This window comes from Enterococcus sp. AZ196 (assembly GCF_050498845.1).
Taxonomy (GTDB): Bacteria; Bacillota; Bacilli; order Lactobacillales; family Enterococcaceae; genus Enterococcus_A; species Enterococcus_A murrayae.
On the sequence record NZ_JBIPAM010000001.1, the window covers coordinates 119,090 to 141,386 of the forward strand.

22 protein-coding genes and 1 tRNA gene are annotated in these 22,297 nt (G+C 39.6%); 20 read left to right on the forward strand and 3 right to left on the reverse strand.

Annotated elements, in window-relative coordinates; translation table 11 throughout:
• Positions 1-1,437 carry a glutamate synthase subunit beta gene (locus tag IGI67_RS00590; RefSeq protein ID WP_429956431.1) on the forward strand — a complete coding sequence of 479 codons (1,437 nt, stop codon included), beginning with the start codon at positions 1-3 and terminating at the stop codon, positions 1,435-1,437.
• A 33-nt stretch (positions 1,438-1,470) separates the two neighbouring features.
• On the opposite strand, the gene IGI67_RS00595 is transcribed toward IGI67_RS00590, so the two are convergent.
• Positions 1,471-1,827 carry a DUF4828 domain-containing protein gene (locus IGI67_RS00595; protein ID WP_207108578.1) on the reverse strand — a complete coding sequence of 119 codons (357 nt, stop codon included), beginning with the start codon at positions 1,825-1,827 and terminating at the stop codon, positions 1,471-1,473.
• 183 nt (positions 1,828-2,010) lie between these two features.
• On the opposite strand from IGI67_RS00595, the gene sfsA reads away from it, so the two are divergent.
• The 4 genes from sfsA to IGI67_RS00615 all read left to right on the forward strand — a co-directional run bounded on the left by sfsA (position 2,011) and on the right by IGI67_RS00615 (position 5,239).
• Positions 2,011-2,742, forward strand: coding sequence for a DNA/RNA nuclease SfsA (gene sfsA / locus IGI67_RS00600; protein ID WP_429956432.1), 732 nt, complete (start codon positions 2,011-2,013; stop codon positions 2,740-2,742).
• Positions 2,743-2,756: 14 nt separating this feature from the next.
• On the forward strand, positions 2,757-3,758 hold the full coding sequence (locus tag IGI67_RS00605; protein WP_429956433.1) for a Gfo/Idh/MocA family protein: 1,002 nt from the start codon (positions 2,757-2,759) through the stop codon (positions 3,756-3,758).
• A gap of 8 nt (positions 3,759-3,766) precedes the next feature.
• Positions 3,767-4,945 carry a DEAD/DEAH box helicase gene (locus IGI67_RS00610; RefSeq protein WP_429956434.1) on the forward strand — a complete coding sequence of 393 codons (1,179 nt, stop codon included), beginning with the start codon at positions 3,767-3,769 and terminating at the stop codon, positions 4,943-4,945.
• Between the two features lie 220 nt (positions 4,946-5,165).
• Positions 5,166-5,239, forward strand: a tRNA-Arg gene (locus IGI67_RS00615).
• 44 nt (positions 5,240-5,283) lie between these two features.
• On the opposite strand, the gene IGI67_RS00620 is transcribed toward IGI67_RS00615, so the two are convergent.
• Complete coding sequence (locus IGI67_RS00620) at positions 5,284-6,522, reverse strand: aminopeptidase (protein WP_429956435.1); 1,239 nt, start codon at positions 6,520-6,522, stop codon at positions 5,284-5,286.
• Between the two features lie 108 nt (positions 6,523-6,630).
• Entirely contained in the window at positions 6,631-7,074 is a 444-nt protein-coding gene (locus tag IGI67_RS00625; RefSeq protein ID WP_429956436.1) for a flavodoxin, read from the reverse strand.
• Positions 7,075-7,342: 268 nt separating this feature from the next.
• Here IGI67_RS00625 and map point away from each other — a divergent pair, with 268 nt between their 5' ends.
• The 15 genes from map (at position 7,343) to IGI67_RS00700 (ending at position 22,285) form a co-directional block, all read left to right on the forward strand.
• Positions 7,343-8,107 carry a type I methionyl aminopeptidase gene (map, locus tag IGI67_RS00630; protein ID WP_207108584.1) on the forward strand — a complete coding sequence of 255 codons (765 nt, stop codon included), beginning with the start codon at positions 7,343-7,345 and terminating at the stop codon, positions 8,105-8,107.
• A 15-nt stretch (positions 8,108-8,122) separates the two neighbouring features.
• Entirely contained in the window at positions 8,123-9,046 is a 924-nt protein-coding gene (locus IGI67_RS00635) for a YihY/virulence factor BrkB family protein (protein WP_207108585.1), read from the forward strand.
• A gap of 87 nt (positions 9,047-9,133) precedes the next feature.
• A complete protein-coding gene (locus IGI67_RS00640; RefSeq protein WP_429956437.1) occupies positions 9,134-10,252 on the forward strand; it encodes a glycosyltransferase family 4 protein in 1,119 nt (372 codons plus the stop codon).
• 15 nt (positions 10,253-10,267) lie between these two features.
• Entirely contained in the window at positions 10,268-11,062 is a 795-nt protein-coding gene (locus IGI67_RS00645) for a glycosyltransferase family 2 protein (RefSeq protein ID WP_429956438.1), read from the forward strand.
• 15 nt (positions 11,063-11,077) lie between these two features.
• On the forward strand, positions 11,078-11,839 hold the full coding sequence (locus tag IGI67_RS00650) for a glycosyltransferase (protein WP_429956439.1): 762 nt from the start codon (positions 11,078-11,080) through the stop codon (positions 11,837-11,839).
• A 44-nt stretch (positions 11,840-11,883) separates the two neighbouring features.
• Positions 11,884-12,753: a glucose-1-phosphate thymidylyltransferase RfbA gene (gene rfbA / locus IGI67_RS00655; RefSeq protein ID WP_207108589.1), complete on the forward strand. Its 870-nt coding sequence runs from the start codon at positions 11,884-11,886 to the stop codon at positions 12,751-12,753.
• A 2-nt stretch (positions 12,754-12,755) separates the two neighbouring features.
• Positions 12,756-13,337: a dTDP-4-dehydrorhamnose 3,5-epimerase gene (gene rfbC, locus IGI67_RS00660; RefSeq protein WP_429956440.1), complete on the forward strand. Its 582-nt coding sequence runs from the start codon at positions 12,756-12,758 to the stop codon at positions 13,335-13,337.
• 129 nt (positions 13,338-13,466) lie between these two features.
• On the forward strand, positions 13,467-14,495 hold the full coding sequence (gene rfbB, locus IGI67_RS00665; protein ID WP_429956441.1) for a dTDP-glucose 4,6-dehydratase: 1,029 nt from the start codon (positions 13,467-13,469) through the stop codon (positions 14,493-14,495).
• A gap of 155 nt (positions 14,496-14,650) precedes the next feature.
• Entirely contained in the window at positions 14,651-15,496 is an 846-nt protein-coding gene (gene rfbD, locus IGI67_RS00670) for a dTDP-4-dehydrorhamnose reductase (protein ID WP_207108592.1), read from the forward strand.
• A gap of 29 nt (positions 15,497-15,525) precedes the next feature.
• Entirely contained in the window at positions 15,526-16,374 is an 849-nt protein-coding gene (locus tag IGI67_RS00675) for a glycosyltransferase (protein ID WP_429958595.1), read from the forward strand.
• Positions 16,346-18,442, forward strand: coding sequence for a DUF7657 domain-containing protein (locus IGI67_RS00680; RefSeq protein ID WP_429956442.1), 2,097 nt, complete (start codon positions 16,346-16,348; stop codon positions 18,440-18,442). Before IGI67_RS00675 ends, IGI67_RS00680 begins: the two co-directional genes overlap by 29 nt.
• A gap of 20 nt (positions 18,443-18,462) precedes the next feature.
• Positions 18,463-19,725: an EpaQ family protein gene (locus IGI67_RS00685; RefSeq protein ID WP_429956443.1), complete on the forward strand. Its 1,263-nt coding sequence runs from the start codon at positions 18,463-18,465 to the stop codon at positions 19,723-19,725.
• 357 nt (positions 19,726-20,082) lie between these two features.
• Entirely contained in the window at positions 20,083-20,466 is a 384-nt protein-coding gene (locus IGI67_RS00690) for a hypothetical protein (protein ID WP_429956444.1), read from the forward strand.
• 44 nt (positions 20,467-20,510) lie between these two features.
• Positions 20,511-21,134 (forward strand): DUF2922 domain-containing protein, encoded by a 624-nt coding sequence (locus tag IGI67_RS00695; protein ID WP_429956445.1) that lies wholly within the window; start codon positions 20,511-20,513, stop codon positions 21,132-21,134.
• 338 nt (positions 21,135-21,472) lie between these two features.
• The gene (locus IGI67_RS00700; protein WP_207108598.1) at positions 21,473-22,285 is read left to right on the forward strand and encodes an ABC transporter permease; all 813 of its coding nucleotides are present in this window, start codon (positions 21,473-21,475) and stop codon (positions 22,283-22,285) included.
• The last annotated feature ends 12 nt before the right edge of the window (positions 22,286-22,297 follow it).

Consider the following 22,297-nt stretch of genomic DNA (forward strand, 5'->3'; position numbering starts at 1 on the left):
ATGGCAGATCCATTTGGATTTTTAAAATACCCGCGAAAGGATAATCCTTATCGGCCAGTCGAAGAACGGATTGGCGATTGGGAAGAATTGCAGATCCCTCTTGGTGTAGAAGAGCGGCAAGAACAAGCTGCTCGATGCATGAACTGTGGGATTCCATTTTGCCATACAGGGATTTTCTATGGCGGAAAACGAGCAGTGTCAGGGTGTCCTAATGATAATCTGATTCCTGAGTGGAATGATTTTGTTTATCGTGGAGACTTCAAAAATGCTTTTGATCGTTTAGCGAAAACCAATCCATTACCGGAAATGACTGGGCGTGTATGTCCGGCACCGTGTGAAAAGTCTTGTACCGAAGGGCTGAATGGATCAGGGGTGGCAATCCATGACAATGAACGATTCATCATTGATAACGCCTTTGAAAATGATTGGGTCAAAGCAGATGGGCTGCCAGTAGAACGGACAGACTTTAAAGTAGCGATCATTGGATCTGGTCCCGCGGGGCTTTCTGCAGCATGGCGCTTAAACCAGCTGGGACATCAAGTTACCGTTTATGAGCGCAGCGATCGAGCCGGCGGTTTATTGATGTATGGAATTCCTAATATGAAGCTGGATAAAGAAATCGTTCAGCGCCGTATCAATGTGATGGAAGAAGTTGGGATTACGTTTGTTTTAAACACAGAGGTTGGTACAGAGATTACTGCTGACGAACTGCAGGAAAGCTATGATCGGGTAATTATTGCCAGTGGTGCAAGTGTTCCTCGAGATTTAAAGGTCAAAGGCCGCGAGCTACACGGCATTCAATTTGCGGTAGATTACTTAACTGACTGTACGAAAGATGTCTTACAGCATGGTAAAAAAGTTGCCGACCAAAAATTAGCAGGTAAGCATGTCGTTGTAATTGGCGGAGGAGATACGGGAAATGACTGTATTGGCTCGGCGATTCGGCAAGGTGCGGCTTCTGTAAAACAATTAGAAATTACACCGCAGCTTCCAGCAAGTCGAACAGTATCAAACCCATGGCCGGAATACTCAATGATCAATCGAGAAGGCTATGGGCAAGAAGAAGGTGCCTTGCATAATCCTGAACTGACCACGTATATGACTTCGACGACTGCTTTTATTGGAGCTGAACGAGGACAAGTTATCGCAATTGAAACGACACAGGTGGACAATCAATTCCAGCCAATCAAGGGAACTGAAAAAACGTTGAAGGCGGATTTAGTTTTACTAGCGATGGGTTTCACTGGCGCTGAGAAGAATCTGCTTGATGCTTTTGAGGTTGAAGAGATTTATGAAGACTACACGACTAATAATGAAAAAGTTTATGTGGCAGGAGATGCCAGACGCGGTCCAAGTCTTGTGATTTGGGGAATTCGTGAAGGCCGAAAAGCTGCTGAAAAGGTGGATCAGATCCTACGATCATTGATCCATCAATAAAAAATAGGATGCCGGAAAACGGGCATCCTATTTTTATTTTTTTACAGGAATGATGGGAAACGATACATCGTCTAATTCATCATAGAGTGTGTCTGGCGTCCCATTTTTTGTTTTGATCAACAGATGATAACCGTATTGATCTTGGATCGCCAATTTTTGTTCACTTAATTCAATCAGCTGGTAGATGATGGCTGAGCCATCTAAAATAATCGATAAATCAGGATAAATCGTAATTGTGTGATGTTTGTGTTCTTTCGGATGAGTGAACTCCCAAGAACCGACATAAATATTATTTAAGTCCTTTACTTCACGTTTGCGGACAAATTTTGAACTCACTGCTGCTGCACCGAGCGATGTCGCACTAAGGAAGACAGGCCATTTCAATCTCATCAAAAAACTCCTTTCACCATTTAGCTAATCCAATCTCATCTTACCTGATTAATGGCTATCAGTTTTCTAAAAATAAACTGAACGCCTTTCACACAGGCTTTGTTATACTATATAATAAAGTCTGTCATCTTTCCATCAGGCTTAAGGACTATTTAACTTTTTATAGAAGGATTTTGATAAAAAATGAAGTATTCTGCAATTTACTTGGCTATTTTTATTGAGAGAAGCAATCGCTTTATTGCTCGTTGCCGTTTATTAAACACTGGGGAAGAAATCATTACTCATGTGAAAAATACAGGGCGCAGCAAAGAATTGTTACTGCCCAATGCCTTAGTGGCTGTGAATCATCAGCCATCAGACAAACGAAAAACGGCCTATGATCTGATTGCTGTTAAAAAAGGCGAAATGTGGATCAACATCGACTCACAAATACCAAACGCATTGGCAGCTGAAGGAATCTTATCAGGCAAAATCAAACTGCCTGGTTTAAAAGGCTCAATCAATTATTTAAAGCGTGAATACACGTATGAACGTTCGAAATTCGACATCTACTTTGAAACGGATCAGCAGGAAAAAGGGTTCGTTGAAGTAAAAGGCATGACGCTGGAAAATTATGAGATTGGTGCATTTCCTGATGCTCCGACGTTAAGAGGTTTAAAGCACGTAGAAGAACTGCGATTGGCTCAAACAATGGAGTATCACTGCTATGTCTTATTCGTTGTTCAGTTTCCGACAATTCAAACAGCTACGATCCACCGTGAGATGCAGCCAGCGCTTTATGAGGCAGTAGAAAAGGCCAAGACAGACGGTGTGCAGATTTTAGCGTATAATTGTGATGTAGATCAGGAGTCAATTTCAATCAAAGAGGCTGTCCCCTTTGATTTGAACCAAAAATTTATTGATCCAAATCAGTGAAAGGCGGGAAAATCATGATTAATTTAGGTATTATTGGAACAAATTGGATTACCGATCAATTTGTGCAAGCGGCACATGAAACAGGCAAGTACCAGCTAGCGGCGGTCTATTCGCGACGATTAGAAACGGCGCAAAAGTTTGGTGAAAAATATGGAGATGTCGAATACGCGACGGATTTAGATACCTTTTTTAGCATCGAACATTTGAATACCGTTTATATCGCTTCACCAAACAGCCTGCATTTTGAACAAGCAAAGCAAGGAATTTTAGCTGGAAAAAATGTGATCGTAGAAAAACCAGCTTTCTCTACACCAAAAGAGATGGATGAGATCATTGAACTAGCTAATCAGAAAAAAGTCTTTTTCTTCGAAGCAGCTCGTAATATTCATGAAAAAGCATTTAAAACAGTTGCTGATTTTCTGCCTTTTAAAGATCATATTATTGGTGCGGATTTCAGCTTCATGAAATACTCTTCACGCTACGATCAGGTTTTAGATGGTCAAGAACCCAACATCTTTTCTCCACATTTTTCAGGCGGCGCATTAGCAGATTTAGGAGTCTATCCAATTTATGCAGCGTTAGCTTGGTTTGGGATGCCGAAGGAAAGTCTCTACTTTGGACAGAAAATCTCAACAGGTGTTGACGGGATCGGAACGGGTATATTGCGGTATGACAACTTTGATGTTACGATTCGAACAGGCAAAATCGGCGACAGCTTTCAGCAGTCAGAGATATATTTGACGAATGGGACTCTAGTAATGAATGCAGTAAATTCAATAAGTGAGGCAGTTTTCCATGATCGTGATCATCAACGACGAGAAAAATTGTCCGTTCATCAATTGGAAAACCCGATGATGGAGGAAGCCGATATGTTTGCTAAAGTAATCTTAAATCCAACGGATCGCGAGTTGGGGACGGATTATGAAGAATGGGTTGAGTTGGCTCGGAATGTAAACCAAGTGATTTATGATATGCGAAAAAGTGCGGGCATCGTTTTTGATGCCGACGAGAAATAGAGGAAATTATGAACAATCAAGAATTTGTACCATTTTTGAAAAAAAATTGGGAGGATGCGGGCTTTGCAAAGCCTGCATTAATCCAATCAGAGGTTTATGCACCGATAATGGAAGGGAAAAATTTAGTTGGAATCGCTCCTACTGGCAGCGGCAAGACCCTGGCCTATTTATTACCCTTGATCAATAAGCTTGAGGCTGGAAAGGCCAGCCAGATTCTCGTTTTAACGTCATCACAAGAATTAGCAATGCAGGTCGTTGAAGTCGCTCGTAAATGGCTGGCAGGTTCAGGTATGAAAGTACAAGCTTTAATCGGCGGCGCAAATGTCAAACGCCAACAAGAAGCCTTAAAGAAAAAACCAGAATTACTGATCGGTACGCCCGGTCGCGTCTTGGAATTGATTACGGCTAAGAAAATCAAAGCATCCACTATCAGAACACTGGTTTTTGACGAAGTTGATCAATTGATTCAAGGGCAAAGTCTGCAGCTGATTCAAAAGATTTTGAAGGCCAGCGATAACGAAGCGCAACATTTATATTTTTCTGCGACAGCGGATGTTGTGCTGGAGGAGTTGCACCGTTTTGAAGCTGAATTGTTAGTTGTAGATGTCTCAAAAGAAGATGATAGCCAAGGCGATGTGCAGCATTTTTATTTGGAAACGAGTGATCGAAAGAAAGTTGAGCAACTGCGGCGTCTGCTAAACTTGCCAGCTTTCTGGGGAATGATCTTTTTCAATCAATTAAGTGATATGGGGAGTGCGGAAGAGAAACTACGGTTCCATCATTTGCCTATAGTGGGTCTTGCTTCTGATCAATCGAAGATGCTGCGTAAAAAAGCGATTGAGCAGTTCAAGAAACATCAGGCTCTAGGGCTTTTGACAACGGATTTAGCAAGTCGTGGTTTGGATATTGAGAATCTGCCGTTTGTGATAAATGTCGATGTACCATTAAGCGAAGAGAGTTATTTGCATCGGGCTGGTCGTGTTGGTCGAATGGGGGAAACGGGTACCGTGATTTCGTTTGTCACCCCGCAAGAAAAATCAGATTTAACGAAAATCGCTAAAAAGCTGGATCTGAAACTCGCACCAATTTATCTATTCGGTGGTGAACTGCTAACTGAGGAGCCAGTAAAACAAAGCGAACCAAAAAAGAAGAAAAGTAAAAAAAATAAAGGGAAAAGACGGAAATAGGTCTTTTCCTTTTTTATGTACCTATCTAGTTCAGCCATACCAGTATGATTGATTGAGTTATAGGTTTTCGACTGCTCTTTTTGAATTCTTATCTTAGAAAAATTCATCAATTGGTAACAGCTGAATAGCATGATTTTTCCATTTTTTTTGAATGAGTCCATTAAATTTAAGGTCGACATCTTGCTAAAATAAGTTAAAATAGCTACAATAATATGAGCGTGTTCTCGTAGCTCAGTAGGATAGAGCGATCGCCTCCTAAGCGATAGGTCGCTGGTTCGATTCCAGTCGAGAACGTTAAAATACCCACTTAGAATTTCTAAGTGGGTATTTTGTTTGGGCTAAGCCCAGTCCCCATTCCTAAAAATAGGAATTTTTGTGCCATCCTTACGAATACCATCAATATCCATTTGGGCTGACCCTACCATAAAATCAACGTGGGTTTGACTACTATTTAATCCCACGTCTGCTAATTCTGCTTTCGACATTTCAGTTCCGCCTTCAACACTGAAAGGATAAGCAGCACCCAGAGCTAAGTGATTTGACGCATTTTCATCAAATAATGTATTAAAGAACGTAATTCCTGATTGTGAGATTGGTGAGGGATCTGGAACTAAGGCGACCTCACCTAGGTGTTTTGCTCCTTCGTCAATATCTAATAATGATGCTAAAACATCTGTTCCATCTTTGGCAGAAAATTCTACAACTTTGCCGTCTTTAAAGGTAAATTTCATTTCATTTAAGGTCGTTCCCGCATAGCTCAACGGTTTTGTACTAGTAATATAGCCATCGACGCGCGTACGGTCTGGAGCAGTAAAAACTTCTTCAGTTGGCATATTAGCCATAAATTCATTGCCATCTGCTGCAAAACTGCCAGCGCCTTCCCAAACATGATTCTCAGGAAGTCCGATGACAATGTCTGTTCCCGGAGCGGTGTAATGAAGGGCATAGAATTGCTCTTTGTTCAGACGTTCTGCTTGCTCCCGCATGAGTGCGTCATGTTTTTCCCAAGCTTTAACTGGATCATCTGCATAAATCCGAGTGGTTTTAAAAATCTCATTCCACAATTTATCCACCTGTTCCTCGCTTGAAGCCAGTTCTGGGAAAACCTTTTTTGCCCAAGCAGGGCTTGAAGCGGCTACGACAGTCCAACGTAATTTATTGGATTGTGTTGCTTCCATCACGGACTGAAGTGCTTTTCCTCGTGCCGCTTGAAAAGCAGCGACTCGATTAGTGTCGACTCCTAATAAAGAATCGGGATTTTGAGAAACGATGCTGATCCGAGTAACCCGTTTGTCAGCAAAAGTATTTGCCTCGTCAACTTTATAAGCAGGTACTTCATTGATACGATCCTCTGCCGCATGGCTTAAAAATTCACGTTGAACCTCGTCATCATTCCATTGAACAATGACTTCAGCAGCCCCCAGTTGGTAGGCTTCCTTTGTAATAAGTCGTGCTAGTGGAGCTTGATCAACACTCGCATAAATTACAGCGGTGTCATTTTTTTGGATGTTTACACCAACTTTTGTAATCAAGTGGGCATACTTTTTTAGAAGTGTTTCAAAATTAGGTAGTGTCATTTCTATACCTCCGTTTCATTAATCTTATCTTAGCATTTCTTAGAAATTCTCAAAAGAAAATGAATTAAAAAAGATGTACCAGTTTTTTGGTACATCTTTTTTAATATACTATGATGCTGCTTCGACGATTTTTTTCGCAAAGGCCTCGAGATTTTCGATATCTTCTTCTTCAGCCGCCATTTCAACCTTCACGCTGTCGGCACCACGCGTTGCCCCCGTTTTTGCAAAGGCCGCATCGAAGTCATCAACAGATTTGCAGTATTGATCATAGAATGTATCGCCAGAACCGCACACTCCGAAGATTTTACCGCTTAAATCTAACTCCTGCAGTTCTTCATAAAAGTCTACGATTTCATCAGGAAGATCCCCTTCACCGTAAGTATACGTTGCGACGACACAAATATCCGCATCTTGAAAATCTTCGGCATCCACTTGTGTACATTCGTCGATTTCCACTTCAAGATCTAAGTTTTCGAAGGCTTCAGCGACGATGTCGGCGATTTCTTCGGTATTTCCTGTCATACTGGCATAAACGATTTTTGCTAATGTCAAAAAAAAACCTCCCTAGCTTTAAGCTAATTTTATGGTCATTATATCAAAATGGAAATCAAAAGGAAATCACTGCTCTCTAACCATTTGTTCGCTTTATAGGGTTATGTTAAAATGGACAAGATGAAAAAGGATGTTCGTCCAGCTTTTCACAGACTTATAATTAAACGGATTTGAAAGAAAGTTTAAGCGGACGATCTGGATAAATATTTTCACCAGAAGAATAAAGACAAAATAATTAGTAGAATTATCAATATGAGGAGACGAGAACATGATCACATTAAAATCACCCCGTGAAGTAGAAATGATGAATGAATCAGGCGAATTACTGGCGGATGTCCATCGTCATTTGCGGGATTTTATAAAACCAGGAATTACTAGTATGGATATTGAAAATTTTGTACGGGACTTTATTGAAAGTCATGGCGGTGTGGCAGCACAAATAGGATTTGAGGGCTATGAGTACGCGACCTGCTGCAGTATCAATGATGAAATTTGTCATGGTTTTCCAAGAAAGAAGCCATTAAAGAATGGCGACCTGATTAAAGTCGACATGTGTGTCGAATACAAAGGAGCAATGTCTGATTCCTGCTGGTCATACGCTGTAGGTGAAGCGTCACCCGAGATCAAACGATTAATGGAAGTTACTAAAAAGGCGATGTATCTTGGAATTGAACAAGCACAGGTTGGAAACCGCATCGGCGATATTGGTCACGCGATCCAAACCTATGCTGAAGGCGAGGGCTTCTCAGTTGTGCGTGATTTTGTTGGACATGGCATTGGACCGACTATCCATGAAGAGCCTGCGATTCCGCATTACGGTGTTGCTGGAAAAGGCTTGCGGCTAAAAGAAGGTATGGTTATTACGATCGAACCGATGATTAATACTGGAGATTGGCAAATGAAGATGGATCCGAATGGCTGGACTGCGTATACGCGTGATGGCGGCTGGTGTGCTCAATATGAACATACATTGGCGATTACAAAAGAAGGACCAAAAATTTTAACTTCACAAGGTGAAGAAGGAACGTATTAGGACGACGAGGATTTTATGGGACCAATAGATAAAATTAAAAAGAATAAGAAATTAATGGATTTTATCCAATCGATCCAAAAGCATTTAGCAGAAACAGAAATAGGCGACCGCTCTGTGGTAGTCGCCTATTATTTATTGCTGTCTTTTTTTCCAATCTTGATTATTGTTGGCAATTTGCTGCCCTACTTTAATATCACTCCAGAAACAGTTCTGCCATATTTAAGTGAAGCTATTCCGCCAAATGTTTTTAGTTTTTTAAAGCCGGCAATTACTGGTTTGTTAGAAAATACTTCTGGCGGTATGCTTTCTATCTCGGTTCTGGCAGCTTTGTGGTCATCTAGTCGAGGAATCAATGCGCTGCAAACAGCCTTGAACAGGGCCTATGGTGTCGAGGACCGCGGGAATTTTGTTATCAGTCGTATTGTCTCGGTGGGAATTGTTGGCATTTTAATGATGGCGATCATTGCTGTCGCGCTATTTTTTAGTGCAGGTCAAGTAATTTTAGATGCTTTACAGCAATTATTACGTTTTTCACCAGATATTATCGATACATTCTTGGCTTTGCGCTGGCCAGTGACATTGATTGGGTTGCTGGTTATCTTAGGTGGTTTATATATCGTTATCCCTAATGCGCATGTACGGATAAAATATGCACTTCCCGGAACAATCTTTGCGACAGTTGGTTGGATCGTTTTAGCACAAGGATTCAGTATCTATGCCCAGACTTTTGCTCAACGAGTTTCTGGTTACCAAATCATCGGGAGTTTCATAGTTTTGATGTTTTGGCTGAATTTTGCCGCGACGATTATTATTTTAGGCGGTGTGTTAAACGTGGCAATTGAAGAATATCGTACAGGTCAAGAAGTCACAGAAGGATCAAATCGTGTTAATAAATGGTTTAACAAGTTGAAGGATCGTTTCATTAAAAAGAAAAAATAATCTCAAGAATTTTGAAAGATTTTAGGAGAGCCTTGTAAAGAGTGGTCAATCCTATATAATAATTTTAGTAAAAAGGCAGGTGGCAATATGTTAGTATCATTCGGGCTGATCATTAAATATTTTTTGACTTTTTTGATTGCGTTGATTTTGACTCCGATTTTTAAAATAATTTCGGTCCAGACTGGGTTGGTAGATAATCCAAATGCGCGCCGAATGAATCAAGTGCCAATGCCAAGTGCTGGCGGCTTGCCAATTTTTATTACGTTTGCTATTTCATCGTTAATTCTATTCGGTAATGTGATTCCTTTTGATTATATCAGCAAGATTTTAGTTGGTGGTTTAATTATTATTATTACGGGTCTTTTGGATGATAAATATGAATTGACGCCTAAACAGAAAAGTATTGGGATTCTTTTGGCAGGATTAGTCATTTATTTTTATGCCGATATTCAGTTTGATTTTTTCACGGCACCGCTGTTTGGCCGAATCAATCTTGAATGGCTCAGCTTACCGGCAACCTTATTTTGGATTTTCGGAATTACTAATGCGTTGAATCTAATCGATGGGTTGGATGGTCTAGCCTCGGGTGTATCGATCATTAGTTTGACGACGATCGGTGTAATAGGTTATTTCTTCCTGCATTCGTCGACTGTGTATATATCATTAGCAATTTTTTGTTTGGTTGCAAGTATCATGGGATTCTTTCCCTATAACTTTCATCCTGCTAAGATTTATTTAGGGGATACAGGGGCCTTATTCTTAGGCTTCATGATGTCTGTATTGACATTGCAGGGATTAAAAAATGTTACGTTTATTTCTTTGATCACACCATTGGTGATCCTAGGGGTTCCAGTGACTGATACTTTCTTTGCGATGGTTCGGCGGAAATCTAAAAATATGCCGATTTCTGCTGCTGATAAACAGCACTTGCATCACCGCCTATTGAATCTAGGCTTTACACATCGCGGGGCAGTTTTGACGATTTATGCGATCGCTGTGCTGTTCTCATTTTCTGCATTGTTATTGAATTACACAAGCAAAGTAGGAACGATCGTTTTGATTGTTGCCATGGTTTTTGCTTTGACCTTCTTGTTAGAGCTGATTGGTTTAATCAGTGAAAAATACAGTTTTATTACAAAAAGTTTCCGATTCTTCGGAAACAAGGAATATCGTTCGCAGGTGCTGCAAAAATATTTGAAGAAATGAGTGTTGTCGTCCGTTATGAATATGAATGATATTAATGTGACTGTCAGCATCGTGACCCACAATAGCGACAAGATCTTTCTAAGTCTAGATTCGTTAATTGAAATATTAGGGACAGATCAATCGATTCAAGTTAAGATTTTTGATAATGCTTCTGAACCAGAATATCGTGAACGGCTAAAAAAATATCTTGTTTATCCGTTTGTGAAGATAAATTTTTATGAAGAGAACAAGGGCTTTGGTTTTGGGCATAACACTAATTTATTAGAAACAACTGGATACGGTATTATTTTTAATCCAGATATTATCCTTTCAAAAAATCATTTGAAAGATATGGCTGCTCATTTGGCTGAAACCCCGGAGTGTGGATTGTTGGCTCCGAAAATATTAAACGAAGATGGAACAACACAATTTTTAATTCGCAATCATTTGAATGTTTTTGATTATATGCTGCGTTTCATTCCGTTTAAGTTTGTTAAAAAACTATTTGCGAAGCGATTGGCTAGATTTGAGTGTCGTGAGTTACCAGACGATCGTGATAGTTTTGTCCGAATGATCTCTGGCAGTTTTATGGTAGTTGATTTGACTAAATTTAATGAGATCGAAGGATTTGATGATCGCTACTTTATGTACTTCGAGGATAATGATCTTTGTCGTAAAATGGAGCAAGCGGGCTATCAGGCAATTTATAGCCCACAGTTCACGGTTGTTCACTTATACGAACGCGGAGCAGTCAAAAGTCGAAAATTATTTTTTATTTTCTTACAGTCCATGAGAAAGTATTTTCAAAAATGGGGCTGGCAATTTTTTTAATTTTGGAGGTAGGGAATGCAAAAGCAGTCCAATACGCGAATCTCCGTTTGTATGGCGACATACAACGGGCGTCACTTTATTGAGGAACAATTGAACAGCATATTCCCGCAGCTTTCAGAGCATGATGAGTTGATTATTTCCGACGACCATTCCACAGATGGCACGTGGGAATTTTTATTAGACTTACAAGTAAGTGATCCACGCGTCAAGCTTTTTCAAAATGAAGGAAAAGGTCTGATCGCGAATTTTGCTAATGCCATCCAGCACAGTAAGCATCCGATCATTTTTTTAAGTGATCAGGATGATCTCTGGCATGCTGACAAAGTTAAAAGGACGCTGCCATATTTTGACAATTCGAGAACAAAAGTGGTCGTTTCTGATTTGATTATCGTGGATAATGATCTCGAAGTTTTAGTGCCCTCTTATCAAGCGATGCGTCACACCCATTCTGGGTTCTGGCATAACATCGTTAAAAGCAGCTATATTGGTGCCGGGATGGCTTTTCGTTCAGAGCTGAAAAAAATCATTTTACCAATTCCAGCTGAAGTACCGATGCATGACATGTGGATTGGATTGCTGGCCGATTATTATCATGGTGTGGTATTTATTCCTGAACAGCTGGTATATTATCGTCGTCATGGGTTGAATGCATCAGAGATAAAAACCACCGCTTCACGAGTTCAGCAGTTTAAATGGCGATGGAACGCCTTGAAATTAGTTAGAAAAAGAATAAAAGAATTCAAAAAAAAACAGCAAAACGATTTTTCTAATACCTAACATCGGGTATAATGTGTTCGTATGCAAAAAAAAGGAGCGTAAGTATGAAAGGAATTATTCTAGCAGGGGGCAGCGGCACGCGCTTATATCCTCTAACCAAAGCAACTTCGAAACAATTAATGCCGGTTTACGATAAACCAATGATCTACTATCCAATGTCTACGTTAATGTTGGCAGGAATCAATGAAATTTTGATCATCTCGACACCACAAGACACGCCACGCTTTGAAAATCTTTTCGGTGATGGGCATGAATTAGGGATCCATATCGAATATGCGGTGCAAGAAAGTCCGGACGGCTTGGCTCAAGCATTTATTATTGGAGAAGAGTTTATTGGCGATGATAGTGTTTGTCTAGTTTTAGGGGACAACATTTATTATGGCGACGGATTATCACGTATGTTGCAGCGCGCAGCGAAGAAAACAGAGGGTGCGACGGTCTTCGGCTATCATGTGAATGATCCAGAGCGATTTGGCGTGGTGGAATTTGATGGCGATATGCAAGCTGTTTCAATTGAAGAAAAACCGGAAAAACCAAAATCGCATTATGCTGTAACTGGCTTGTATTTCTATGATAACGATGTAGTTGAGATTGCCAAAAATATTCAGCCATCTGAGCGCGGTGAGTTAGAGATTACGGATGTCAATAAAGAATATTTGAAACGCAATAGATTATCTGTAGAAGTGATGAGCCGTGGCTTTGCTTGGTTAGACACAGGTACGCACGAATCATTGTTAGAAGCTTCTACTTTTATTTCGACGATTGAAAAACGCCAAAATCTAAAAGTAGCCTGCTTAGAAGAAATTTCTTATCGAATGGGTTATATCACTAAAGAAGATTTAGTTGAACTTGCACAGCCATTGAAGAAAAACCAATATGGTCAATATCTATTACGTTTAGCAGAAGAGGAATAGACATGGGAAAAATCAAAGTAACAGAAACAAATTTAACAGATGTAAAAATTTTAGAACCTGCTGTATTCGGAGATCATCGGGGATTCTTTACGGAAAGCTACTCCGTGGAAGATTTTAAGGCAGCGGGGATTGATTTTGATTTTATTCAAGACAATCATTCACTATCGACCCAACCGGGGGTTTTACGCGGTCTGCATTTCCAAAAAGGCAAATCTGCACAGACGAAGTTGATTCGTGTTGTAACAGGTGCGGTCCTAGATGTGATCGTAGATATCCGCAAAGGCAGTCCGACTTATGGAAAATGGGAAGGCTACATTCTTTCTGAGCATAATCATCGTCAGTTGTTAGTACCTCGCGGTTTTGCCCATGGTTTTGTTACTCTGACGCCAAACGTCAACTTCATGTACAAATGCGACAATTACTATGATGCAGAAGCAGATGGCGGTATTTCATTTGCTGATCCCGATTTAGCAATTGATTGGCCGATCGCTATTGAAAAAGCTATCACGTCAGAAAAAGACGCAAAACAACCGACTTTGAAAGAATTTGAAGCTGAAAATCCATTTGTCTACGGTGAAATCTAAGAGGGCAAGTTCATTTTTGCAGTATAAAAGAATAAATAGTTCAACAGATTGACTATGTTTTGTGAATCAAACTCAGTTTCTAAGTTTTTTTAAATGAGTACTTTAATACGAAATAGGAGTAAAGTATAGATGAAAAATATTATCGTAACAGGCGGAGCGGGCTTTATCGGCTCTAACTTCGTTCATTATGTTGTAAACAATCATCCAGAAGTTCATGTGACAGTTTTAGACAAGCTAACGTATGCTGGAAACAAAGAAAATCTTGCTGGGCTTCCTGAGGAACGAGTAGAATTAGTCGTTGGAGATATCGCTGATGCTGAGTTAGTGGAACGCTTAGTTAAAAATACAGATGCGGTTGTTCACTATGCAGCTGAATCTCATAATGACAATTCATTGAAGGATCCATTCCCATTTGTACAAACAAATATTATTGGAACCTATACATTGATTGAAGCCTGCCGCAAGAATGATGTGCGCTACCATCATGTTTCAACGGATGAAGTTTATGGAGATCTTCCATTGAGAGAAGATTTGCCAGGGCATGGAGAAGGCGAAGGGGAAAAATTTACTTCAGAAACACCTTACAATCCATCAAGTCCTTATTCATCTACTAAAGCTGGTTCAGACCTATTAGTCAAAGCTTGGGTTCGTTCATTTGGTTTACAAGCAACAATCTCAAATTGCTCGAACAACTACGGACCTTATCAACACATTGAGAAATTCATTCCACGGCAAATCACGAATATTTTGAGCGGTATTCGTCCAAAACTTTATGGTGACGGGAAAAATGTACGTGACTGGATCCATACGAATGATCATTCTTCTGCTGTTTGGGCGATTTTGACTAAAGGGAAGATCGGCGAGACGTATTTAATCGGTGCCGATGGCGAAGAAGACAATAAAACCGTAATGGAAATCATTTTAGAAGAAATGGGGCAACCCAAAGACGGTTATGACCATGTAAGGGATCGTGCAGGACATGATTTGCGTTATGCGATCGATTCTACTAAATTAAGAGAAGAATTAGGCTGGACCCCAGAGTTTACAAACTTCCGTGCTGGAATGAAAGATACCATCCAATGGTATACAGAGCATGAAGACTGGTGGCGTGCCGAAAAAGAAGCGGTCGAAAACAATTACGCGAAAAACGGCCAATAATACAAATTAAATGAGGCAGGTGCTACCTGCCTTTTTGCGAGTCAGACTGTTGAGTATGCTGTTTTTCAGCTTTAACAGTGATTCTGGCTGCTTAAGAAGAAAGCAAACTGCTGGAAGACTTTTTTACTAAATGAATACACAAGGAGTAGATAAACATGATCTTAATTACAGGTGGACATGGACAATTAGGTACAGAGCTGCGTTATTTGCTTGATGAAAAGCATATGGAGTATGTTTCAACAGATGCAGATCAGTTGGATATCACAGATAAAGAAGCCACACACAAGTTTATAACCGACATGAAACCAGAAACTATCTATCATTGTGCAGCATATACCGCTGTTGACAAAGCAGAAGATGAAGGCAAAGCACTTGATGAAAAAATCAATGTTGAGGGTACGCGCAATGTTGCTGAAGCAGCAAAAGCTGCTGGTTCAACGTTAGTCTATATCAGTACAGACTATGTTTTTGATGGCAAGAAAAAAGACGGCATGTATCAAGTCGATGATGCGACTAATCCATTAAGTGAATATGGCCGGACAAAGCTTCTTGGAGAAAAAGCTGTTCAAGAAATTATGGATGATTACTATATCATTCGTACCTCTTGGGTATTTGGTATTTATGGGCACAATTTTATTTATACAATGCAAAACTTGGCTAAAACCCATGATCGATTGACTGTTGTGAATGATCAATTCGGACGTCCGACATGGACACGTACCTTAGCTGAATTTATGGCGTTTGTGATTGAGAAAAAAGTACCTTTTGGCGTGTATCACTTATCGAATGAAAATAGCTGTTCTTGGTATGAATTCGCGAAGGAAATTTTAAAAGATACAGATGTTGAAGTAGCACCTGTAACTTCAGAAGAGTATCCGCAAAAAGCGACACGTCCACAATATTCAATTATGGACCTAAGCAAAGCACAAGCTTTAGGTTTTGAGATTCCAACTTGGCAAGAGGCGTTAGCCAGCTTTCTTGAATTAGAAGAAAAACAATAAAAATCTATGGGGTGAGAAGTTTGTTTGAAATGATTGTAGTTTTATACAATATGACGTTTTCAGAATCGTCAACGATCAAAAGTCTGAACAAGCTTCTCACTTCAAACAATTTTCCGGAGATCAAGCGAGTATGGCTCTTTGATAATAGTCAACATGCTAACGAGCCAGAGAATCTAGATGAACGATTTCTTTATTATCACAGCTCAAAAAACGTTGGTTTGGCTCAGGCATATAATTATGCGTTGAAGCAACGCGGCGAAGAGACTGAGTGGCTAGTAACATTAGATCAAGATACAACACTTACAAACGAATACTTAGTAGAGCTGATCACAGCATCTCACAACTTGCCGCAAACAGTAGCAGCTATAGCACCGATCATCAAAGATAATGAGCAGCAAATCTCACCTGTACGCAGTGATACATTACGTCCATTACATACAGAACTACCTAAAAAAGGTCAAACATATTCTCAAGATATTATGGTGATCAATTCAGCCGCAGCGCTTCGAACAAGCTTCTTAAACGAAATTGGCGGCTACAATGTAGAGTTTCCCTTAGATTACTTGGATCATTGGTTGAGCTGGCGGATTTTTACAGAAAAAAAGCAAATAAAAATCTTGTTGCATGAACTGCAGCATCAGTTATCTGTATTAGATTATGCGAATCAAATGAATTTTTCTCGTTATCAAGCAATCATTCAGGCTGAAAAATGCTATTATTCTTTATATGACAAAAAATTGTTTTCTCAATATCGCAGGCAATTATTGCTCCGTGGATGCAAACAATTATTAACGGGTAAATTTAACTATGGAAAAATGACATTTAAATTTTTATTCTCAGGAGGAAACAATGGAAACAAGGGCACAAAAGCGAACTAAGGAAGTACCATATGAAGAAACGAGAACGAACCCGCTTGTGTGGATCGTTGATCAGTTTATCCGTTTTCGCTATATTATCGGTGTACTATTTCTTATTTTAATTGTGGTATTGAATTTAAATGGAAGCTCAATCGGTTCTTGGGATAAGATCGTTTCTGAACGTAGTGATGATAAGAAGTCTGATGTTATCTTCGGAGAAAACCGAGAGGTCCGTTCAGATGAGTGGATGGTGCAGACACCGTTTTACTTTTCACAGGCTGAGAGTGACTATCCAGTTGTGAATAAGCATTACGGCAAAGAAGGCCAGAATATGATCATCGCTTACAACTCACCTGTTAAGGATTTGACGGTGATTGGCAAACCGTTCAATTGGGGCTTTTTCTTTTTAGGTAAGGAACGGGGACTGTCCTTTTATTGGGGCTTCAAAATCATTGCGATGCTTCTATTGAGCTTTGAGATGGTCATGATTTTGACTAAACGCAACAAATATCTTTCACTGCTGGGTTCATTCTGGATCACCTTCTCACCCTCTATTCAGTGGTGGTTCATGCAGCATGTTGGCGACTTGATGTTTTTCACACTAGCAATCATGGTGGCTAGCTATTATTATATTGCGAAACATGAGAATGTGCTGCAGCGACTGTTAATGATGTGTCTGATTGTTATCAATGGGATCGGCTTTGTTTTAGTACTGTATCCAGCTCATCAGGTGCCATTAGCATATTTGATATTGTTTTGGTTGTTTGGTACATTGATTCATTTTAGAAAAGAGCTGGTAATAGATGTGTGGGATCTGCCGATCATTATTGGCGGTCTAGGAATTATTGGGGTCGTGCTTTATCATTTTTACAGCACCTCAAAGGATGCGATCGACGCGACGCTCAATACAATCTATCCTGGCCATCGAGAAGCCGAAGGCGGGGGACGTCCACCTTCTGACTTCTTTCTGTTTTTGACAAACTGGAAAATTCCGTTTGATAATTTCAATTTCCATGGAACGAACAATGGGGAAGTCGCTTCCTATTTCAATTTCTTTCCATTGACCGTACTCTTATCACCCTTTATTTTCTTTTCAAAAAAAGGAAGAGAAGAGAAGTATCTTGGCGCGATTTTAGGTTTGTTCTGCTTATTCATCTTCGGTTGGACGTATTTTGGGTATAGTCATGGAATTGCGAAAGCTTTGATGCTGACTTACGTAACTAGTACTCGGAGCTTAGTAACATTTGGCTTTGCTGCTGTTCTATTATCCTTATGGATGATTAATTTCATCTGGGAATATGCGCGAATCACCTGGTGGATAAAATTGATTTTTCTAGGTCTTGTTATGATTTTGGCTACTCATTCTGTGGTTTCTTCGATAATGGGACTGTATTTCAATAATTTTGAGATATTTATGACCTTAGTCGTTTTTGCTTTGATTATGTTTAGCTTGCTATTCAAATTGAAAAAGTTTTTTATTCTAGCAATGACTGCTCTTGTATTAGTTTCGGGACTTTCTATTAACCCAGTCGTTAAAGGGACTGGTGCGATTGATAAAAAGACCTTAGCTGAAGAAATAGTAAAAATCAAAAAAGAGGATCCAAATGCTTTATGGCTATCAGAAGACAACCTTTATAATTTTACTCCTGCATTGGGAGTCAAAACGATTAATTCTGTGCGCTTTTATCCAGATATGGAATTATGGCACAAGATTGATCCTAAACATAAAAATGAAGAAATTTATAATCGGTATGCGCATGTGCGAGCATTTATTGATAAAGGAAAAACGGAATTTCGTTTAGATCGACCGGATAATTTTACTGTTAATCTCAATTTTACTGATTGTAAAAAACTGGGTATCAAATATGTGATCAGCAAACGTCCGCTGGAAGATTATAATCCATTAAATTATGCGCAATTTGAACAATTATATGGTCCCGATAAGGATAAATGGACGATTTATCGTTTGAGCTTTACTTCTGATGAGGCCCAAGCAGAAGCAGAGGCGAATATTGCCCCAATTGGCGGAACAGACAGTTATCAAGATATCCCTCAACCAGCGCCTGCTGAAGATGGATATATCAACTAATCGAGGTTCGGAGGAAAAAAATGGAACTAGTAAAAAAAAGCACGTCAAATATTTTAAATTTAATTAGTGCATGCATTCTGATCGGGATGACCTTACTGTGCTTTTTCCTTTGGACCAAGGGCATCGGTACACAGGGGATGTTCAATATTTATGCGAGTATGAATCGCTATATGCCGATAGGAGCAACGATCGTTTTATTATTGAACTTTTATCGTTTAAAAAGAGATGATCTGATTTGGATTGGTGTGGCGATACTTTCAATTATCTTTTTTCATCAATTTGACGGACTAAGACAAGCTGGTTTTCTACAAGATATTACAATCGCATTGATTATTTTTGTGGTATTAGACTTTAAGTTAGTCAAGTTTGTTAAAGGCATGCGGTTGATATTTGCCGGATTGATGACACTGGTTTTATTGATTACTGCCTATCGAATATTCACAGAGATTCCTGAGCCCGCCGCTGGGATAAGTATCTGGGATAAAAGTAATAAGCTGCAAGAAATTTGGATAAATACAAACACTATTGGCAGCAGTGTGATGTGCTCTAGTTTTTTAGCCGCAACGTTATTACAGTCGCTTGAATGGACTTGGGCGAAGTTTTTGAAATACCCTATCTACTTTTTAGCTTTAGCCTGTACATGGGTCGTTCAATCACAAGCAGCGTTTATTGCAGTTGTTGTTTTTGTATTCTTCGATCTATGGCCCAACTTCTTAAAAGAAAAAATCAAGTGGGTTTATGGGATTGGCTACAGTGTCTTTTTGATCGGAATTTTTCCCTTATCGTTGTTTTTGGCAAATTCAAGTAATATTGATTTGTTTACAGGACGAGAAGATATTTGGAAACATTTTTACGATACCTTATTTAAAGTAAAAGAGCAGTTTTTTGTGGGAATGCCGCCATTTACGTTTCAACGCGGTCAACAGGTTTTAGGAAACCATAACAGTTATAATGCCACTTTAGGACAATTTGGTTTGGTTGGTTTAGTGTTGATGAGTCTATTTATTTTATATAACGTTTGGTTGATTATTGTTAAGGAAACGACTCAAGCGGGCCAGCTAAGTTTTATTATCGCCTTTTTCGCAGTACTCCTTCAATCTACAATGGAAGATACCTTGATGGCTCCCTATTGGATTCCAATTACATTTTGTTTGTTAGGACTTGCTTGGCAGAGAAATCCTGAAGCTGAGGATACTTTCGACTATTCAGTCAACGTGTTTGATCCGTCAGAAGATGAAGAGTTTGATTTAAGACCGACACGGAGAAATCGCCGGGGCTACTAGTCAATTTACACATAAACCCATGTGGTACGCTACATGCTGAAATGAAAATTTTTATACCCTTATTGAGTTTTGCTACTAGCAATGAATTCAATAAGGGTATTTTTATAGGCAAAGAAGGAAACCAGTTCGTAAATACGATTAGGGAATTCTCATTTAACTAGCATGATAATGAGGAATAGATATTTACTCATTATTTTATGACGGATAACTTGTTAGTAACTGTATATTCAGGTCGGATAATTCATTATGTTAATTTAAAATAAACATTATGATATTGAAAACCCCATGACAAAAGGATTATTTTATGTGTGTAGAGATCTCAAGTAAAAATAAGTATCAATAGAGAAGGAGGTACACATGAAAGATTATGGGTTGAGCAGACGACAGCTCTTTACATTGACTCGCAAGACATTGGAAAGACGCGTCACTCATTATTATAAAGAAACCAACGACGGAAATGGCGCCATCCAAATTTTGGTAGCGCTTCAAGTACGAGATGAGCTGGAGGCGGCAGATTTTTCAATGCTGCTGAAGCGGCTGGTACGGCACATTTTTTTACAGACCCGCTCAACGGCTGCGATGCGTCGCTTTTACAGTTATTTTGCGGCCTATTTCGAGAAAAAGGAATGGCGGCTGTTAACGATTAAATTATTTCCCGCAAAAACATATATTGCCGAAAAAATACACGCGCTATATACCCAGTTTATTAAAGAACCTTTAGCAGGATTAGCAGGCTCATGACGAAGAACAGGTGAGGAAAAAAATGAACGAAAGGAAGGAAAAGCATGTTCACATTAGATGCAGAATTTGAAAACAGCAACGGCAAATCCCAACATTTGTGCTTTAAAAATGTGGATCCCACGAAAACGGGCGCGGAAATCAAAGCGTCCTTAACCAAGTTAACGCAGCTGAACCTATTTGAACGAAAGGGTGTCGGCTTATATAAAAAGGTCAAGCATGCGACTTTGATCGAAACGATTGAGACAGAGCTTTTTGACGATAGTCTGAAAACAGCGGCGGAGCCGTCCATTCAAGCAGAGGAACCCGTACGCGCTGTGGAGGAAACGAGACCAGAACCTGAAATGGCCGAGGACGCTCAGCCAGCAACAATGCTTCAGGTCTCTGAAGAAAAGCCTGAACCCAATGTATTAATCCAAACAATTGAACTGCCGGCGGAAATGAATCCAAGAGAAATGTATCAGAGCGAAGCGCTGTCGATTATCACGGCCTGTGTGCCTGACGGATATACATTAGAAGATATTCAGATCGACGACACAGAACAGCCAGCCAAGCTCATTCTGACAGAAAGACGAAAGGTGGCGGAGTCCGCTAAGATCCCGCAGGCACCGCCAACTACACCGAAGAAAAAACGAAAGCGGCTGCTTGATCGTATCCGGAAACGAGAATAAGCAGTGTTCGTCCCATCGAAAATCCAACGTTGGTATGGGGGTGAAATGAGGAGTAGTGAAAACTTAATAAAATTTTTAGCTCGCTAATTTAGCGGGCTATTTGGCGTGTGCTTCGATGTATGGAAAAAGCAAAAAGTCCTCATAAAATAGATTTGGCTTAGAAAGATACGTTAAGCTCATTTTTGTTGGTATTAAGGGAAATTGACAGGCGAATGAGCGAGTGTTCAATTACCGAAGCTTTTCTTAATAACCTTGCTTTTACATATATCTTTCTGTAGAATAATAACGTTAATCAACTGTAGAAATAATAAATAAAGAGTTGGATGAGAGGAATAAACATGTTCAAAGACTTACTGAGTTTTTTTAAAGAAATTTTTCAAAATCGTACCCTACTAAAACAGTTTTCCGTAAATGATTTCAAGGCACGCTATGCTGGATCGGCTCTTGGTATTTTTTGGGCCTTTGCTAATCCGCTAGTGATGGTCGTAACCTATTGGTTTGTGTTTGGGGTGGGGTTCAAGGCGGCCATGACCGATGGAAAATATCCATTCATTGTTTTTCTATTAACAGGGTTGGTGCCATGGATGTACTTCTCTGAAGTATTGGGCTCGGCAACGAATGTTTTTCGTGAATACAGCTATTTAGTAAAAAAAGTTGTGTTCAACATTCGAATTTTACCCTCTGTTAAATTGTTTTCAGGATTATTTATGCATGTGTTTTTCATTGCGATTGCTTTAATTGTAGCGATCTTTAATCATGCAATCCCAAGTCTGCATATGCTGCAGCTGATTTATTATCTTTTTGCAATGATGATGTTCTTGACTGGCTTGACGTGGATCACTTCTTCGATCCAACCCTTTTTCCCAGATATCAATCAATTTATCGGTGTTATTATGCAAGCATTGATGTGGGGGACACCGGTTTTATGGAGTATCAATCAATTTGCGGCACATCCAACGATTCAGTTTATATTGAAATTCAATCCAATGTTCTATGTCGTCCAAGGATATCGAGATGCATTCTTTGGCGAGCAATGGTTTTGGGAAAAACCATTGCTGACAATCTATTTTTGGGTCGTAACTTTGATTCTATTAGTGGTCGGCAGTGTTGTCTTCAAGCGCCTGAAACCACATTTTTCTGATGTTCTATAAGGAGATAAATCT